Source organism: Variovorax ginsengisoli, assembly GCF_030486595.1.
GTDB classification, from domain to species: Bacteria; Pseudomonadota; Gammaproteobacteria; order Burkholderiales; family Burkholderiaceae_C; genus Variovorax; species Variovorax ginsengisoli_B.
In genome coordinates, this window is the sequence record NZ_JAUJZH010000026.1 from 74555 (window position 1) to 91694 (window position 17140).

18 protein-coding genes are annotated in these 17140 nt (G+C 69.5%); 8 read left to right on the forward strand and 10 right to left on the reverse strand.

Annotated features, from left to right (window positions below; translation table 11 throughout):
• Positions 1–35 precede the first annotated feature (35 nt).
• A complete protein-coding gene (locus tag QZH52_RS28670) occupies positions 36–1343 on the forward strand; it encodes an adenylate/guanylate cyclase domain-containing protein (RefSeq protein WP_301814266.1) in 1308 nt (435 codons plus the stop codon).
• On the opposite strand, the gene QZH52_RS28675 is transcribed toward QZH52_RS28670, so the two are convergent.
• The 5 genes from QZH52_RS28675 to QZH52_RS28695 all read right to left on the reverse strand — a co-directional run bounded on the left by QZH52_RS28675 (position 1312) and on the right by QZH52_RS28695 (position 6871).
• Complete coding sequence (locus QZH52_RS28675; protein WP_301814267.1) at positions 1312–2688, reverse strand: APC family permease; 1377 nt, start codon at positions 2686–2688, stop codon at positions 1312–1314. The genes QZH52_RS28670 and QZH52_RS28675 overlap by 32 nt on opposite strands.
• A gap of 39 nt (positions 2689–2727) precedes the next feature.
• Positions 2728–3510: an adenylate/guanylate cyclase domain-containing protein gene (locus tag QZH52_RS28680; protein WP_301814268.1), complete on the reverse strand. Its 783-nt coding sequence runs from the start codon at positions 3508–3510 to the stop codon at positions 2728–2730.
• Entirely contained in the window at positions 3507–4592 is a 1086-nt protein-coding gene (locus QZH52_RS28685; protein ID WP_286536021.1) for a carboxymuconolactone decarboxylase family protein, read from the reverse strand. The genes QZH52_RS28680 and QZH52_RS28685 overlap by 4 nt, the downstream gene beginning before the upstream one ends.
• A gap of 115 nt (positions 4593–4707) precedes the next feature.
• On the reverse strand, positions 4708–6279 hold the full coding sequence (locus QZH52_RS28690; protein ID WP_286536020.1) for a Na+/H+ antiporter: 1572 nt from the start codon (positions 6277–6279) through the stop codon (positions 4708–4710).
• A gap of 19 nt (positions 6280–6298) precedes the next feature.
• The gene (locus QZH52_RS28695) at positions 6299–6871 is read right to left on the reverse strand and encodes a methyltransferase family protein (protein ID WP_301814269.1); all 573 of its coding nucleotides are present in this window, start codon (positions 6869–6871) and stop codon (positions 6299–6301) included.
• 135 nt (positions 6872–7006) lie between these two features.
• On the opposite strand from QZH52_RS28695, the gene QZH52_RS28700 reads away from it, so the two are divergent.
• Positions 7007–7453, forward strand: a complete 447-nt coding sequence (locus QZH52_RS28700) for a universal stress protein (RefSeq protein WP_301814311.1) — start codon at positions 7007–7009, stop codon at positions 7451–7453.
• An 11-nt stretch (positions 7454–7464) separates the two neighbouring features.
• On the opposite strand, the gene QZH52_RS28705 is transcribed toward QZH52_RS28700, so the two are convergent.
• Positions 7465–7878, reverse strand: coding sequence for a hypothetical protein (locus QZH52_RS28705; RefSeq protein ID WP_301814270.1), 414 nt, complete (start codon positions 7876–7878; stop codon positions 7465–7467).
• A gap of 200 nt (positions 7879–8078) precedes the next feature.
• Here QZH52_RS28705 and QZH52_RS28710 point away from each other — a divergent pair, with 200 nt between their 5' ends.
• Positions 8079–9062, forward strand: a complete 984-nt coding sequence (locus tag QZH52_RS28710; RefSeq protein ID WP_301814272.1) for a formylglycine-generating enzyme family protein — start codon at positions 8079–8081, stop codon at positions 9060–9062.
• Between the two features lie 42 nt (positions 9063–9104).
• On the opposite strand, the gene QZH52_RS28715 is transcribed toward QZH52_RS28710, so the two are convergent.
• The 4 genes from QZH52_RS28715 to QZH52_RS28730 form a co-directional block, all read right to left on the reverse strand.
• A complete protein-coding gene (locus QZH52_RS28715; RefSeq protein ID WP_301814273.1) occupies positions 9105–10145 on the reverse strand; it encodes a VWA domain-containing protein in 1041 nt (346 codons plus the stop codon).
• A gap of 89 nt (positions 10146–10234) precedes the next feature.
• A complete protein-coding gene (gene alaC / locus QZH52_RS28720) occupies positions 10235–11446 on the reverse strand; it encodes an alanine transaminase (RefSeq protein ID WP_286536012.1) in 1212 nt (403 codons plus the stop codon).
• A 111-nt stretch (positions 11447–11557) separates the two neighbouring features.
• Positions 11558–11791: a DUF2789 domain-containing protein gene (locus QZH52_RS28725; protein ID WP_286536010.1), complete on the reverse strand. Its 234-nt coding sequence runs from the start codon at positions 11789–11791 to the stop codon at positions 11558–11560.
• Between the two features lie 67 nt (positions 11792–11858).
• A complete protein-coding gene (locus QZH52_RS28730) occupies positions 11859–12461 on the reverse strand; it encodes a MarR family winged helix-turn-helix transcriptional regulator (RefSeq protein ID WP_286536009.1) in 603 nt (200 codons plus the stop codon).
• A 172-nt stretch (positions 12462–12633) separates the two neighbouring features.
• On the opposite strand from QZH52_RS28730, the gene QZH52_RS28735 reads away from it, so the two are divergent.
• The 5 genes from QZH52_RS28735 to QZH52_RS28755 are packed head-to-tail and all read left to right on the forward strand — an operon-like array spanning position 12634 to position 17139.
• Complete coding sequence (locus tag QZH52_RS28735; RefSeq protein ID WP_301814275.1) at positions 12634–13809, forward strand: ABC transporter substrate-binding protein; 1176 nt, start codon at positions 12634–12636, stop codon at positions 13807–13809.
• Between the two features lie 15 nt (positions 13810–13824).
• A complete protein-coding gene (locus QZH52_RS28740; protein WP_301814278.1) occupies positions 13825–14682 on the forward strand; it encodes a branched-chain amino acid ABC transporter permease in 858 nt (285 codons plus the stop codon).
• Entirely contained in the window at positions 14679–15686 is a 1008-nt protein-coding gene (locus tag QZH52_RS28745) for a branched-chain amino acid ABC transporter permease (RefSeq protein WP_301814280.1), read from the forward strand. The genes QZH52_RS28740 and QZH52_RS28745 overlap by 4 nt, the downstream gene beginning before the upstream one ends.
• A complete protein-coding gene (locus tag QZH52_RS28750) occupies positions 15683–16429 on the forward strand; it encodes an ABC transporter ATP-binding protein (RefSeq protein ID WP_301814282.1) in 747 nt (248 codons plus the stop codon). The genes QZH52_RS28745 and QZH52_RS28750 overlap by 4 nt, the downstream gene beginning before the upstream one ends.
• 8 nt (positions 16430–16437) lie before the next feature.
• Positions 16438–17139, forward strand: coding sequence for an ABC transporter ATP-binding protein (locus QZH52_RS28755; protein WP_286536003.1), 702 nt, complete (start codon positions 16438–16440; stop codon positions 17137–17139).
• Position 17140 lies beyond the last annotated feature (1 nt).

The window sequence follows — 17140 nt, forward strand, 5'->3', positions numbered from 1 at the left end:
GCCGGCGCATACTGTGCCGTCGGTGAAGGACTCTCATGACGACGATCGTTTACCTGGGTGACGACAAGACGGTCTCGGTGGCCGATCCCGGCATGACGGTCCTCGACATCTCGATCGCCCACAAGATCCCGCATCTTCGGGAATGCGGCGGCAACGGGCGCTGCACGACCTGTCGGGTGCGCATTTGCGACGGCATCCAGAACGTCTCGCCGCGCACGCCGCGCGAAGCCGAGGTGGCCGAAGCACGTCGATGGGACAGGTTCACGCGGCTGGCCTGCCAGGCGCGCGTGGGCGGCGACGTGACGCTCGAGCGGCTGGTCAGGCATTGCGCGGATGTGTCGCGCCTGCAGCTGGAGCAGGCTTCGATCGCGCCGCCGGAGGAACGAACGCTGGCGATCCTGTTCTGCGATATCCGCGAGTTCACGTCCTTCGTGGACAGCAATCTGGCTTACGACGTGGTGCACATCCTCAATCGTTTCTTCACGGCGATCGGCGATGCGATCCTGATCAACAACGGCATCATCCACCAGTATGTCGGCGATCAGGTGGTCGGCCTGTTCGGGGTTGGCGCAGACTCCCTCGAAAAGAGCTGTCTCGACAGCCTGCGGGCCGGCTTGGGCATTCTCCAGACGCTGACCGATCTCAACGCGGCGCTGTCAGCCGAATTCGGCGTGACCCTCGATATCGGCGTCGGAGCGCATTGCGGGCCGCTCGTCGTCGGGATGATGGGGCATCCGAGCCAACTGCAGTTCACGGCCGTCGGGGACGCCATGAACGTCGCCAGCCGGATCGAAGACGCGAACAAGACGCTCGGGACCCGATTCCTGGTGTCGGAGATTCTGTTCGACCACGTCGCTCAGGTGCCCGTGCAGGCGCGGAGAACCCAGGCCGTGCTCAAGGGCAAGCGCGACACGTTCAAGCTGGTGGAAGTCATCGGCTTTGTCGCGCCGGAGCCCGCTCTGCTGGTCCAGTCGACCATCGGCGTCCTGCTGCAACACCAGAAGCAATTCACGGCGCACCTCTATCGGCGCTTGTTCGAGCTGGACCCCGGGACGCAGCCCCTTTTTCGAGGCAACCTGGAGACCCAGGGCCAGATGCTCTCCCACATGCTCCAGTTCCTGGTCTACGCCATGAGCCGTCCAGAGACCCTGAGGCTCGGCTTGCGGGACCTCGGGCGGCGGCACGATGCCTACGGCGTCGCCGCCGGGCACTATCCGGCCTTCCGCCGGGCGTTTCTCGATTCGGCGCGCATGGTGCTGGGCGAGAAGTACACGCCGCAAGTCGAAATGGCCTGGACGGACACGATCGACGTCATGGTCCAGGCGATGCTCGGTCGACACTGACGCGCCTGCGGTTCAACAGCAGCGGCACCAGCCCGATCACGATGCCGCCCATGCCGACCGCGTTGGTCACCGCATCGAAGGTGGGGACGCTGTAGAGCGCAATGAAGAACAGGAACACGCCGCTGGCCGCCGGCCACCACACGTGGGTCACGGCCGACCAGCCGGCGGCCGCCAGCGCGCGGTAGTGCCAGGCGCAGGCCAGGCCCGTGAGGCCCAGGTAGAAGCAGATCTGGAAGCCGATCGCGGTGATCGAGTCCTGCAGGATCACGTTGATGGTGGGCAGGTACGAAGACACGAGCAGCAGCACCAGCCCCGCGGCCCAGATGAAGAAGATCGCGACATGCGGCGTCTGCCAGCGCGGGTGCAGCCGCGCGTAGCGCTGGTGCAGCGCGCCGTCGCGGGCCTTGGCGAACAGCATGCGCGTGAACTGCAGCATCTGGGTCTCGACCGTGCCCACCGTGCTGAGCAGCACGGCGAGGATCGCCACGTAGCCCCAGGTCTTGCCGAACAGCTTCTCGGCGATCGCGAAAATGACGTTGGTGTTGTAGTGCTGGATCTCCTCGTCGCTCAGGCCCAGCAGGGTGATCGTGATGAACACGAGGAAGAACGCCATCAGGAACACCATGGCCCAGAAGGCCGCGCGGCCCGGCGTGCGGCTCGGGTCCCGGGTCTCCTCGCTGAGGTTCAGCGTCACGTCCCAGCCGTAGTAGAAGAAGATCGCCACCAGCGCGCCGTTGGCGAACAGCTTGGGCGAGAACTCCAGTGGCGAGAACCAGCGCCACGAGAAGGGGTGCGCCGGCGCTTTAGTGAAGACCGCGAACGCCGCCACGATGATCGCCAGCAGGATCACGGCCTCGATCAGCGTCAGCCCCACCTGCACGTAGCTGGTGAGCTTGATTCCCTTGACGACCACGGCGCTCACCGCGGTGAGCCACAGCGCGGCGATCAGCGTGACCCAGTGGACGTCGTTCATCAGCGCCGGCGCGAAGACCAGCAGGGTTGCGTTGGCGGCCGGGATCATCGCCGACACCATGAACACGCAGCACAGCACCAGCAGCGCCCAGCCGGCGAAGAAGCCCAGCGTGCGGCCGAACGCCATGGCGACCCACGCATAGGCGGTGCCGGCGCTGGGCAGCGCCCGGTTCATCTGGATGAACGCGAACGCGATGCCGAACATGATGAGGCCGCAGACCAGCACGCTGGCCGGCGACAGCACGCCGGCGGTCGCGATGATCGTGGAAGTGGTGATCTCGATGCTGTAGGCCGGCGCCGTGCCGGCGACGCCCATGACGACCGCCTCGGTCATGCCGAGCGAATTGGCTTGAAGACCGGCGGACTCGCGCATGCCCTGGTTGTACGCCGGCTGCGAGGGCGCCGCAACAGGCTATCTCTCGGCCTCCACGTGATAGGTCTGGATCGGCTCCGCCTTGCCCTTGACCAGCGCCGGCGGCATGGGTCGCAGCCGGAACTGGTCGTCCAGCGCGCGCCGGATGTCCTCCGTGACCAGCAGGTCGACTTCGTACCTGGCGGTCAGTCCTTCGACCCGGGAGGCGACATTGATGGGGTCGCCGGTGACGCTGAACTTGGAGAGGCCGGCGGTGCCGATCACGCCCGCCACCACCTCCCCGCCGTGGATGCCGATGCCGAAGCGCAGTTCGGGCAGGCCCCGCTCCCGCAGGGTGGCGTTGTAGCGCGCCAGGGCCGCGCGCATGTCCAGCGCGGCCAGCACGGCGTCCCGGGCCTGCCAGGGATTGGCTTCCAGGGCGCCGAACAGCGCCAGCAGGCCGTCGCCCACGAACTCGGTCACATGGCCGTGGCGGTGGCCGATGGCGATCGTCATGTGGCGGAAGTAGTCGTTCAGGATGGCCACCGTCACGGCCGGGTCGAGCCGGTCGCACAGCGCCGTGAAGCCGCGCAGGTCGGCGAACAGCATCGTCACCTGGCGCCGCTCTGGCGCCAGGGCGTCGCTGGCCTCGGTGAGCCGCTCCACCACGTCGGCCGGCACGAAGCGCTCGAACTGGCGCTGCAGCTGCTCCAGCCGGTCGTCGGCGGCGAGCAGCAGCTTCTCGAGCTGCTCGTTCTGCCGGCGCCCGTGCAGCACGAGCACGGCCAGGCCCGACAGGGCGATGGCGCCGAGCGCGACGAGGATCCAGTCCAGCGCCGTCACTCCAGCAGCATGGCCAGCCGCACGGTCGCGTTGGCCAGCGACGCCACGCCGATGGCTTCCAGCAGCGCGGCAGCGCCCAGTTCGGCGCCGAGGGCGCGCGTCTTCTGCTGGATCGACGAAGGCTCGTAGTAGACCGTGTCGCGCGCCCACGCCAGGAGGCCGGCTTCGCCCTGCGCCAGCCGGGGCGAGCGCAGCGTCGCCATGGCGCTGTCGATGTCCGCCTGGCCGAAGCCGTCTTCGAGCAGCAGGCGCGTCGCCGCGGCTTCGCAATGCGGGCAGCCCAGCGTGCGCGCGACCACGGCGAACATCAGCGCCTTGGCGCTGCGGCTCAGCAAGCCGGACTCGAACGAGCCATCGAGCGCCGCCTTCATGATGGTGCCTGCCTGAAGGCCGGCCAGCGGCGCGACCACCACGCCGAAGGGGCCGGCCGCCAGGGTGGCCCGGTCCAGGGCCGCCGTTTCAGGCCGGCCCGGGCCGAACTTTTTCATCAGCGGCATGGCGAGCGCGAGCAGCCAGCGAAACGGTCCGGCGGCCATGCGCTCGAACTTCTTCTCGGGTGGGCAGGCCAACAGCGTGCTGACCCGGTTGAAGAAGCAGCCGAACGAGATCGCAAAGGCGATCTCGCCGATCTGCGCCGGGGTATAGCCGAGTTCGAGCAGGGCAGCCCGCTCGGCCGCGGCCGGGCGCGGCCTCGACCGCGCCAGGCTGCGGCAGAAGGCGATGTAGGCGCGTTCCTTGGCGTCCAGCTCGGCCATCTGGACGTCGCGTTCGACCTGCTGGATGAACGACTCGGAATAGCCCAGCAGCTTCATGTAGGCACGGTTCGCGCCGTAGCAGTAGCGGCACGAATTCTCCTGGGCCGTCACCATGCTGCCCATCCGGTGCAGCCGCTCGGGCAGCGCGGCGGGCATGTAGTTCGTCGCCTGGTAGGCGGCCTCGCGCAGCCAGCGGCTGGCCGCCACCCGGCGGTCGACTTCGAGCACCGGGGCGCCGCGGCGCTTGAGTTCGGCTTCCCATGCCGCGTCCGGCGCCGCCGGCAGGACGGGGTCGCTCCACTGGATCTCGCTCAGCAACACGGCCATGCACCACTCCACAGGAAACCGGACACCATGGCCGATCGTCGACCGGCCGGCCTGGATGGTAGCCAATACGGGCCGCCTTCGCTCGCCTCGCCGGCACCCGCGGACGGCCGCCGCCTCACTGCGGCCTGCCGCCGCCGGCGCTGAGTTCGGCCCAGTCGAGTTCCTGCACCAGCACCCGGTAGGCATCGTCGCCGATCACATCGTCGCGGCGCATCTCGAAGGCGCGCTGGCGCGCCACCGCGATGGCGCGGCGCCGCAGCGGCCCGCCGGGTACTTCGTCGATCGGCGCCTCGTCGGCATGGCCCGAGTTCAGCTCGACGATCGCGCCGTACTCCTTGCGCAGCAGCTTGCCGGCCAGGCTGTCGTCGTGCGCGATCGCATCGAGCAGCGCGCGATAGGCATGCGTACGGCCGAGCCGGATTTCGCGCCCCACCGGGTCGTCGTCGCTGAGCCCCATGCGGCGGATCAGCGGCGCCATCGTGAGGCCCTGCAGCACCAGCGTGCCCAGCACCACCGCGAAGGCGCAGAGCAGGATCAGGTCGCGGTGCGGGAACGGCGTGCCGTCGGGCAGGGTCTCGGGAATCGCGAAGGCGGCGGCCAGCGTCACGATGCCGCGCATGCCGGCCCATGAAAGCACGATGCCGCTGCGGAAGGCGCCCCGCCCATGCCCGGCCTGCGCGGCGCCGGCGGCGCGATGGCGTCGCAAGCTCAGTGCCTTGTAGCTCATCACCCAGACGAAGCGCGCGGCGACCGTCGTGCCGAGCACCACCAGCGCCGTGAGCACGGCGTCGGTGCGCGCGCCGCCAGCCTCGAGCCGCTGCCAGATCGGCCGCAGCTGCATGCCGATCAGCACGAAGGCGAACGCATTCAGCACGAACACCACCGCCTCCCAGACCGCGAACACGGGCACGCGCTGGCGCGCCGGCAGCTGGGCGCCGCCGCTGCGCGCGACCGTCATCGCGTAGGCGACCAGCGTGAGGATGCCCGACAGCCCGATCGCCTCGGCCGCGATCCAGACGCCGAAGGTCAAGGCGAACTGCATGATGAGCAGCACCGGCACCTCGCGCACGCCGCTCATCAGCCGGCGCAGCGCCCAGGCGCAGCCCACGCCTGCCGCCAGGCTGCCGAAGAGGGTCAGCAGGAACACCGGCGCGAAGCTCGCGAAACCCAGGTGGCCGGCCATCACGGCCATGATCGCGAGGCGGTAGACCAACAGTGCGCTGGCGTCGTTCAGCAGGCTCTCGCCCTCGATGATCTTGAGCAGCTTGTGCGGCAGCTTGACCTGCCGCATGACGGCGGTCGCTGCCGCCGCATCGGGCGGCGCGACGATCGCGCCCAGCGCGATCGCCACCGGCCAGGACATGCCGGGCACCAGCCAGCGCGCCACCAGCGCGACCGCGATCACCGTGGTGCCGACCGCGGCGATCACCAGCCCGGCGATCGGCCGCCAGTGGGTGCGCAGGTCGCGCAGCGAGGTGTCGTAGGCGGCATCGACCAGTACCGGCGCCACGAACAGCGTCAGCGCCAGGTGCGGGTCCAGGGTCCAGTTGGGACTGTCGGGCACGAAGGCGAGCAAGGTGCCGCCGAGCGCGAGGAAGGTCGGGTACGGCGCACCCAGCCGGCGCGCGAGCGCAGCCAGCAGCGCGGCGCCGAGCAGCAGCACGATGATCCATTCGAAGGTGGCCATAGTCGGGGCCGATTCTCCCTCACAGCAGACCGGGCACCAGCGCCGCCACCCGCCGGCTGTAGGCCACGTACGCTTCACCGAATTGCTCGCGCATCCAGCGCTCTTCCATGCGCAGCTTTCGCACCAGCGCCCACAGGACCAGCAAGATCGCGGCGACGCCCCCGAGGTCCCCGCGTGCGAAGCCGGAGCCCAGGAACGCCAGCAGCAGGCCGGTGTAGATCGGATGGCGGACGAAGCGATAGGGGCCGCCGGTGACGAGTTCGTGGTCCTGCTTGAGCGTCACCGTGCCGCTCCAGTTCCGGCCCAGGTACGCGCGCGCCGCCACGCTGAACAGCAGGCCCGCCAGCGTGACCGCCGCGCCGATCCAGAAGGGCCATGCGGCGCGCGGCAGGATGCGCGCATCGAGCAGCGGGATCGGCGCATTCGGGCGCCACAGCAGGCCGATGGCCAGCGCCAGGGGGACGATGTGCAGCAGCCGGGAGCCCGGCGATTCGCGGCGCACCGTGGGCTTGACGTCGCGCGACATCAGCCACCAATAGATCGCCCAGCTCAGCCACATCGCCGGAAACAAGTACCGATGGACGAGGAGCATGGGAACGCCAAGAGGGCTGGTGGCTCTTGGCCTCATTCTGCCCCTTCGCGCCCGCTTTCCTTGATCGCCGAGGCCGCGCGCGGTACGCTGGCAGTCGCGGGCGGGTGTCCCTGCCCGGGAGGCAAGGTCATGGCCATGTATGAACGCATCCTCGTTGCCACCGACGGCTCCGAGCTCTCGCAGCTGGCGGTCCACAGCGCCATCGATCTGGCCCTTCTGATGCAGGCCGAACTGGTCGCCATCAAGGTGGTGCGCCGCGACCCCACCGGCTACTTCGAAGGATCGGTGCTGCTCGACCAGGCGGATGCCGATCGCCTGGGCGAGCAGTTCAACGTCGAGGCGCAGCGCGTGGTCGACACGGTGAAGGCCACGGCCGATGCCAGGGGCGTGAAGAACACGCGCGCGGTCGTGGTCCAGTCGGAGCTGGTCTCCGAAGCCATCATCGAGACCGCGAGCCTGCACCACTGCGACCTGATCGTGATGGCCTCGCACGGGCGGCGTGGCGTGCAGCGCCTGCTGATGGGCAGTGAAACCCTGCAGGTGCTGACGCACTCGCGCATACCGGTGCTGGTGCTGCGCTGAAGCCGCCGCGCTCAGGTCTTGTTCACGGCCTTCCTGGCGAGCCACCACCGGGCGATCCGGTCCGCAGGCCCGCGGACCAGCAGGTAGGGCAGGAACGCCAGGAAGAACACGACCACGATCGCCTCGCCGAGGTAGAAGGTGCCGACAGTCTTGAACTGGTAGACGGCGTCCAGCGCGAAGCCCAGGGCGATGATGCGCGAGGTGGCCTTGAAGCCTTCGCGCAGACGGGCGCCGCGGTGGGCCGGATCACGCAGCAGGGCCCGGAAGTATGGCGTGCGGCCGGCGCGGGCATCCTTGACGCCGTCGAGGGTCGCGACCACGGCCGCCATGATCGGCTGGAAGACGAAGCGGAACGACTCGGGCCCGCTCGGACGCGAGAGCAGATCCGTCCAGACGCGGTGAAGCACCTCCTGAATTTCGTTCATCGTTGACTCCGTGGCTTGCCGGCTTCACCCGTGCCCGGCTCGAGGCGGTCGAGCATGCCGGCGCGGCCCGGGCGCGTCAACGCCTTTGTTGCGGCGTAGGACTCGGCTGACAGCACGGGTTTGGCCGCGAGTGCAAAGCGATGGTCAGTGGCCTTTGGCCCGCCTATCATGCGGGCGACCCATCTTCCGACCCAAGACGCATGGACACCTCGAACACGCCTCTCGCCCCGACGCCGGCCGCCGGCGTCAAGCCGCCCGCACCCGGCATGGCCTGGATACCCGGCGGCACCTTCCTCATGGGATCGGACCGTCACTATCCCGAAGAGGCGCCCGCGCACAAGGTCGCGGTCCAGGGCTTCTGGATCGACACCCACGCCGTGACCAACGCCGACTTCAAGCGCTTCGTCGACGCCACCGGGCACGTGACGCTGGCCGAAAAGCCGGCGCGGGCGGAGGACTATCCCGGCGCCGACCCGGCGATGCTGGCGCCCTCGTCGGTGGTCTTCCGCAAGACCGCGGGGCCGGTCGACATGGGCAACGTCCACAACTGGTGGACCTACCAGCAAGGCGCCGACTGGCGCCATCCGCGCGGCCCCGGCAGCTCGCTGCAGGGGCTCTGGAAGCACCCGGTGGTGCATGTCGCCTTCGAGGACGCCGAGGCCTATGCGGCCTGGGCCGGCAAGGCCCTGCCGACCGAGGCCGAATGGGAATTCGCGTCCCGCGGCGGCCTCGACGGTGCGGAGTACACCTGGGGCGACGAGTTCACACCGGGCGGCAAGCACATGGCCAACACCTGGCAGGGCCAGTTCCCCTGGCAGAACCTGCTGGTCGACGGCTACGAGGGCACGGCGCCGGTCGGCTCGTTCCCGCCCAACGGCTACGGCCTGTTCGACATGGCGGGCAACGTCTGGGAATGGACCATCGACTGGTACCAGGAGCACGGAAAGATCGAGCACGCCTGCTGCACGCTGAACAACCCGCGCGGCGGCACCGCCGACGCGAGCTACGACCCGCGATCGCCCGATGTGCGCATCCCGCGTCGGGTCATGAAGGGCGGCTCGCACCTGTGCGCGCCGAACTACTGCCATCGCTATCGCCCGGCAGCCCGGATGGCGCAGCCGATCGACACCATGACCTCCCACCTCGGCTTCCGCTGCATCGTGCGCGAGGAGCGCGCCCTGTAGGAAGGGGCGTGGCTGCCGCAACAGCGGGGTCGTCGATCGCGTTCAATACAGCCGGCTTCCGGACCAGAGCAGCGACAGCGCCGCCGCCGCGATCGCGACCACCGCCGAGACCAGCGCCACGACGCCCGTGAGCTCGGTGTCGCGGGTCAGCACCTGGACGCGCGAGCCGAGCTTCTCGTAGACGCTGCGCAACGCCTCCGCGGTGCCGGCATGGAAGTACTCGCCGCCGGTCATGCGTGCCACCTCGCGCAGGGTCGGCTCGTCCAGCTTCATGTAGATCGCCAGGCCGTCGGGCGTGGCGGTGTCGCCGTCCACCGTACCGAGCCCGACCACATAGATCCGGACGCCGCGATCGGCGGCCATCTTCGCCGCTTCGAGGGTGTCGATGCCGGTGGTGCGGCGGCCGTCGCTCAGCAGGATGATCGCGGCGGAATCGAAGGAGCCCGGCGCCACCGGCGTGATCTGCCGGGGCGGCGGCTTCGCTTTCTCGTCCAGGCTGCGCCCGCGCGGCCGGCTGCCGAATGTCATCTCGCCGAGGTCGATGCCCTGCTCCGGAAACAGCTCCGCCAGGCACAGGACGATGGCATCGCCCACCGCGGTTCCCATCTGCATCTGGAAGCCGTCGATGCTCGTCACGAGGCTGGCGCGGTCCAGCGTCGCCCGCTGCGCCACCTGGCTGCTGCCGGCGAAGGTGACGAGGCCGACCTCGATGTCCTTGGGCAGTTCGCGCAGGAACAGCTTCGCCGATTCCTGCGCGGCGGCGAGCCGGGTCGGCAGGACGTCGCTCACGCGCATGCTGAGCGACACGTCCATGGCCAGCATGATGGACGACCGTGCCCAGGGCAGCGGCACGCGCGCCACCGGCCGTGCCGCTGCGAGCAGCAAACCCGCGCAGGCCAGCAGGAACATCGCCGGCGGCACGTGCCGCCGCCAGTTGCGGCCTGCCAGCGCGTTGCGGACCAGCGCCAGGCTGCTGTAGTGCAAGGCTCTCTTGCTGCGGCGGCGCAGCAGCCAGACGTAGGCCGCCGGCAGCAGCGCAAGCGCCGGCAGGAACCAGAGGCAATCGGGCCAGAGGAAGGACATCGGCGGCGCCTTGGAGTTGGGCGGTGCGGCACTATCGTGCCCGTGCGGACGCGGTTTCGCAAGAACCGCGCCGCGGCGCGTCCGTCGCCTCAGGCCGCCCGCGTCGCCCCGTCGGCCTTGAACATCGCCCGGATCCCGCGCACGGCCTGCCGGATGCGGGCTTCGTTCTCGATCAGCGCGAAGCGCACATGGTCGTCGCCGTGGTCGCCGAAGCCGATGCCGGGGGAGACGCAGACCTTGGCCCTCTCGAGCAGGCGCTTGGCGAATTCCAGCGAACCCAGTTCGCGGTACGCGGGCGGGATGCGGGCCCAGATGTACATCGAGGCCTTGGGGAGCTCGACCTCCCAGCCGGCTTCGGTCAGGCCCTTGTGGAGCACGTCGCGCCGGGCCTGGTACTTGGCGGCGATTTCGCCGACGCAGGTCTGGTCGCCCTCCAGCGCCGCGATCGCGGCCACCTGCAAGGGCGTGAACATGCCGTAGTCGTGATAGCTCTTGATGCGCGCCAGCGCGGCCACCAGATCGGGGTTGCCGACCATGAAGCCGACGCGCCAGCCGGCCATGTTGTAGCTCTTGCTGAGGGTGAAGAACTCGACCGCGATGTCCTTGGCGCCGGGCACCTGCATGATCGACGGCGCCTTCCAGCCGTCGAACACGATGTCGGCGTAGGCGAGGTCGTGGACGATGAAGATGTCGTGCTTGCGGGCCAGCGCGATCACGCGCTCGAAGAAGTCGAGCTCCACGCACTGCGCGGTCGGATTCGACGGAAAGCCCAGCACCATCATCTTGGGCTTGGGGTAGCTGCCGCGGATGGTGCGTTCGAGTTCGGCGAAGAAGTCGACACCCGGCACCAGCGGTACGGAGCGGATGTCGGCACCCGCGATGACTGCGCCGTAGATGTGGATCGGATAGCTCGGGTCGGGCACCAGCACCGTGTCGCCGCGATCGAGGGTGGCGAGCATCAGGTGGGCCAGCCCTTCCTTGGAGCCGATCGTGACGATGGCTTCGGTGTCTGGATCGATCTCCACCTGGTAGCGCTGCTGGTACCAGTGCGAGATGGCGCGGCGCAGCCGCGGGATGCCCTTCGAGGCCGAGTAGCCATGCGTATCGGGGCGCTGGGCGACCTCGGTGAGCTTCGCCACGATGTGGGGCGGCGTGGCCCCGTCGGGGTTGCCCATGCTGAGGTCGATGATGTCTTCGCCGCGGCGGCGGGCGGCGAGCTTCAGCTCGGCCGTGATGTTGAAGACATAGGGGGGCAGGCGGTCGATGCGCGCGAAGCGGCGCTTGCCGACAGAAGAGGACATGGTTGAATCTCACGTAAGCGCCCGGAACCGTCCGAGCGACGCAGGCCGCCATGTGGCGGCCCGATTCGATCATAGCCGCAGGTCAGCGGCGCCCTGAAACCAGCGGACCGCTCAGGCGCGCAGCGCCAGGTTGAGCTGGTCGACCACCTCGGCCCAGTCGGCATCCTCGCGGATCTCCTCGCGCAGGAACTGGGCCTGGGCGGGCGTCCAGAAGCTCGCGTCGGCCAAGGCCACCGCGTCGCTCAGCGGCCGGTGCTCGGCGATGAAGCGCTGGATCTCTGACTCCGTGCTGGGAAGCCCGAGCTGATCGAACAGGCTGTGGAAGGTGTGGTTGCTGAGGTCCATGGCGTGCGAGTCCGTGAGGTCGTTGCCCGAACCATAGCGCAAAGTGCGGCCCGCGTTGCGCGCGTTGTCAGGCGCCGCTGTGCTTGTCGGCACGAGCGAAGCGCTGGGCGACATAGCGCTCGGTCGCCGACTCGACTTCAGGCAGGTTTTCGTGCAGGCGCTTCAGCAGCCGGATCAGCGTCTCGTGCTCGGCCTCGCTCAGCACGGACAGGAAGACGCGCTCGCGTTCGAGCGCCACGCCGACGATCTGGTCGTGCAGGCGGCGTCCCTTCGGGGTCAGGGTCGCCATGCGCAAGCGGCCGTCCTTGGCATCGAGTTCGAGGGTGATCAGCTCGCGCTCCTGCATGCTCTTGAAGCAGCGGCTGACGGACGACTTGTCCATGCCGATCACCCGCGACACCTGCTGGGCCGAGATCGAGCCTTCGGTGGCCAGCAGCACCATGCAGCGCCAGGTTTCGATGCCGACGTCGAACACGCGCAGGTAGTGCTGGGAGGCACCGCGCGACAGCTTGTTGGCGATCCATGTCAGGAACGCTGGAACGTAGCGCTCGAGGTCCACGACCTCGCCGCCGGCGCCCATGTCCGGCGTGTCGGCTTCGGCCTGCGATGCCCGCGGGGGGCGTCGTGCCGTGGTGTTCGATGCTTTCGCCAAGCGCTTGCTGGCAGACATGGATGGCCCTCTTGGTTGTCTTGGATGTCGTTGCGATTGGAACATGCGGGTCGGCGCCGAGGCAGGGAAAACCCCATTTTAGTTGGCATATCAACTAATTGATACTCCAACCATCCAAGGGGCAGCCGATCCGACGCCCCGCTTGCACGCCCATCCCATCAGGAGACCCCACATGCCCTTGTCCCGCCGCGCGCTCGTCTGCGCCCTCGCTGCTTCGTCCTTTGCTCTCGCCGCGGCGCCAGCGCAGGCCCAGAGCGTCAAGATCGGCATCGTCGGCCCCTTCTCGGGGCCGTTCGCCCACTACGGCGCCTTGTTCAAGGCGGCCGCGGAGGCCTATGTGGCGGGGCAGGGCGGCAAGCTCGGCGGCAGGGAGGTCGAGTTGATCTACCGCGACACCGGCGGACCGAATCCGGCCCAGACCAAGAGCCTGGTCCAGGAGCTGATCGTCAAGGACAAGGTCGACTACCTCGGCGGCTTCGTCTTCACGCCCAACGCGCTGGCCGTCGCTCCCCTGATCCAGCAGTCGCAGACGCCGACGGTGATCTTCAACGCCGCCACGTCGTCCATCACCGAGAAGTCCGACTACTTCGTGCGCACCGGCTACACGCTGTGGCAGGTGACGGTGCCGCTGGCCCGGTGGGCGGCGAAGCAGAACATCGCCAGGGTCGTGACGGCGGTCACCGACTATGGCCCGGGGCTGGACGCCGAGGCCGCGTTCAAGAGCGAGTTCGCCAGGCAGGGCGGCACGGTGGTGGAGTCGATCCGGATGCCGATCGCGACCACCGACTTCGGCCCCTTCGTCCAGCGCATCAAGGCCAGCGGGGCGCAGGCGGTCTACACCTTCCTGCCCGGCGGCCCGCCCAACCTGGGCTTCATCAAGGCCTACAACGAGAACGGACTGGCCAAGTCGGGCGTGCGCTTTCTCGGCACCGCGGAGACCGACGAGTTCGACCTGCAGAAATTCGGCGACAGCGCGGTGGGGCTGACCACCGCCTTCCACTACTCGGGGGCGCACGACTCGGCCGCCAACAAGGCTTTCGTGGCCGCCTTGAAGAAGCAGGATCCGGGCGCCGCCGCCAACTACGCCTCGGTCGGCGCCTGGGACGGCATGCACGTCATCCAGAAGATGATCGAGGCCACCGGCGGCCGGAAGGACGGTCCGAAGGCCATCGCCACCGCGCGCACGCTGCAGTGGGAGAGCCCGCGCGGACCCGTGCGCATCGACGGCAAGACCCGCCACATCACGCAGGACGTGTACCTGCGCCAGGTCGAGAAGGTCGGCGGGGTGCTGGTCAACAAGGAAGTCGAGAGCTTCGGTCCGCAGGTCGACCACGGCCTGGCCCAGTGAGCCCGCTGCCCTGACATGACCGTCCTCTTCAACATCGCCGTCGACGGACTGGCCTACGGCATGGTGCTGTTCGTCATCGCCGTCGGGCTGTCGCTCACGCTCGGCCTGATGCGCTTCGTCAACCTGAGCCATTGCGCCTTCGCCATGGTCGGCGGCTACTGCGCCGCATTCCTGGTGCGCCAGGCGCAATGGAACTTCTGGCTCGCGGTGCCGGCGGCCGTCATCGCCACCGCGGCGCTGGGCGCCGTGCTCGAGCTGCTGGTGCTCAGGCACCTGTACCGGCGCAAGGAGCTCGACCAGGTGCTCTTCACCATCGGATTGAGCTTCTTCCTGATCGCGGCCACCAACGCGCTGGCGGGTCCGCAGGTGCAACTGATCCCGCTGCCGCCCGGGCTCGCCGGCTCGGTGGACCTGGGATTTCGCACCTTGCCGGCGCAGCGCCTGCTGGTGATCGGCGCCGGACTGGCGGTCGCGGGCGCGGCGGCATGGACCGTCGCGCGCACCCGCTTCGGCATCTGGCTGCGGGCCGCGGTCGATCACAGCGGCACGGCCTCCAGCCTCGGCATCCCGATCCGCGTCGTGCAGTGCGCGAGCTTCGCCGCCGGCGCCGCGCTCGCGGGCTTCGGCGGCATCCTCGGTGCCGAGCTGATGCCGCTGGAGCCGTACTACGCGCTCAAGTACCTCGTGCTGGTGCTGGTGGTGGTGGCCGTGGGCGGCATGGGCAGCATCGCGGGGTCGCTCGCGGCGGCGGTCGTGCTCGGCGTGATCGAGACCGCCAGCAAGTACCTCGCCTCGGACTGGGGCAGCCTTTTCTTCTTCCTGGCCATGGCGGCGCTGCTGGCCTGGCGTCCCGACGGATTGCTCAAGCGATGAACACCTCCACCACGCTGCAGGGGCCGGCCGAGGCCCCATCCGAAGCACGGCACGCCGCCGCGCCGCGCTGCCGGCCGGCCTGGCGCGCCCCCCTGATCGTGCTGGCGCTCGGCGCGCTGGCCTGTGCACTGCTGCCGGAGCAACTGGGGCTGATGACCCGCATCTTCGTCGCCGCACTGTTCGTGCTGTCGCTCGACCTGGTGGTCGGCGTGGCCGGACTCGCGACCCTGGGGCATGCGGCCGTCTTCGGCACCGGCGCCTACGCGGCCGGGATCTTCGCGCTCAAGGTGATGCCCGACCCGTTGGCGGGTCTGGCCATCGGCATCGGCGCCGGCGGCCTGCTGGCGCTCGCCAGCGGCGCCTTCCTGCTGCGCTACCGGGGCTTCACTTTCCTGATGCTGACGGTGGCCGTGGCGCAGATCGTCCTGAGCCTGCCACAGAAGGCGCGCGACTGGACCGGTGGCGACGACGGGCTGTCCGGCTTCACGGTCGGGCCGCTGCTGGGCCGCTTCGCGTTCGACCTGGAGGGCCGCGTCGCCGCCTTCTATGCGCTGGCCGTGCTGGTGCTCCTGTACTACGTGGCGCGCCGCCTGGTGGACTCGCCCTTCGGCCTCGCCGTGCGCGGAATCCACGAGAACCGGGCCCGCATGGCGGCGCTGGGGACGCCGGTCTACCGGCGGCTGCTCGCCATGTACACCGCCGCGGGTGCGATCGCCGGTGCGGCCGGTGCGCTGTCGGCGCAGACCAACGCCATCGTGGGACTCGACAGCCTGTCCTTCGCGCTGTCGGCCGAAGCCCTGGTGATGCTGATCCTCGGCGGCGCCGGGCGTTTGGGCGGCGCGCTCGTCGGCGCGGTCGTGTTCACCCTGCTGCACCACACGGCGGCCTCGATCAATCCGTACCACTGGCTGTTCGTGGTGGGCTTCATGCTGATGGCGGTGGTGCTGGTTTCGCCGGCGAAGGCGTGGGGCTGGCTGCGTCGCCGCGCGGGGGCTGCATCATGAGCCTGCTGCTGGACATCCGCGATCTGGACAAGCGCTTCGGCGGCCTGCACGTCACGCGCGGCGTGTCGTTCCAGCTCCACGCCGGCGACCGGCTGGCGCTGATCGGCCCGAATGGCGCCGGCAAGACGACGCTGGTCAACCAGGTCAGCGGCGTACTGCGGCCCGATGCGGGCGAGATCTGGCTGCGCGGCGAGAACGTCACCCGCCTGGGGCAGGCCCAGCGCGTGCGACTCGGCCTCGCGCGCACCTTCCAGATCACGACGTTGGCGCCGCAGCTCCCGGTGCAACGGCAGATCGAGATGGCGCTGTTCGAGCGCGAGGGCCTGGGCGGCCGTGCCTGGCGCAGCGTGGACGCCTATCCGGCGCTGAACGCCGAGGCGCAGGCGCTGCTGCAGCGCTTCGGCCTGCGCGCCCATGCCGCCACGCCGACCGAGGACCTGGCCTACGGCGAGCAGCGGCTGGTCGAGATGGCATTGGCGCTCGCGCTGCGTCCGAAGGTGCTGCTGCTCGACGAACCGATGGCCGGGGTGCCCAGGGGCGATGGCGCGCGGCTGCTCGCGGCGCTCGATTCGCTGCCCCGCGACCTGGCCGTGCTGATCATCGAGCACGACATGGACCTGGTGTTCCGCTTCGCCAGCCGCATCGTGGTGCTGGCCGAGGGGGCCGTGCTGGCCGACGGCAGCCCCGACGACATCCGGCGCGACCCGAAGGTGCGGGCCGCCTACCTGGGCACTCCCGCATGACCGAAGCGATGCTGAAACTGGAAAGCCTGAAGGCAGGCTACGGCCCGACGACGGTGCTCGACGGCCTGTCGCTGGCCGTGGCGCCGGGCGAGCGGGTGGCGATGGTCGGACGCAACGGGGTGGGCAAGACCACGACCTTGCGCGCCATCATGGGCCTGGTGCCGCTGGCCGGCGGCCGCATCGAGTTCCTGGGCGAAGACATCTCGCGCCTGAGCCCTCACCAGCGCGCCCGGCGCGGCTTGGGCTACGTGCCCCAGACGCGCGACATCTTTCCGTCGCTCACGGTCGAGGAGAACCTGCTGGCCGGGCTCAAGCACCGCCCGCGCAGCGCGGTCGACGAGGCCTATGCGCTGTTCCCCCGGCTGGCCGAGCGGCGGCGCAACGGCGGCACGCAGCTGTCCGGCGGCGAGCAGCAGATGCTGTCGGTGGCTCGCGCGCTGCTGGGCCGACCCCGGCTGATCCTGCTCGACGAGCCGCTCGAAGGGCTGGCGCCGCTCATCCGCCAGGAGTTGCTGAACGCCTTCCAGGCGATGAGCCGCGAGACCGGCATCGCCGTCGTCATCGTCGAGCAGCAGGTCGACGAGGCCCTCAGGTATGCCCGTCGGGCGCTCGTCCTCGACCACGGCACGGTCGTCCACGAGAGCGATGCGCAGGTCCTGCTGCGCGACACCGAGACGCTCGACCGGTGGGTCGGCATGGCCGTGCATTGAG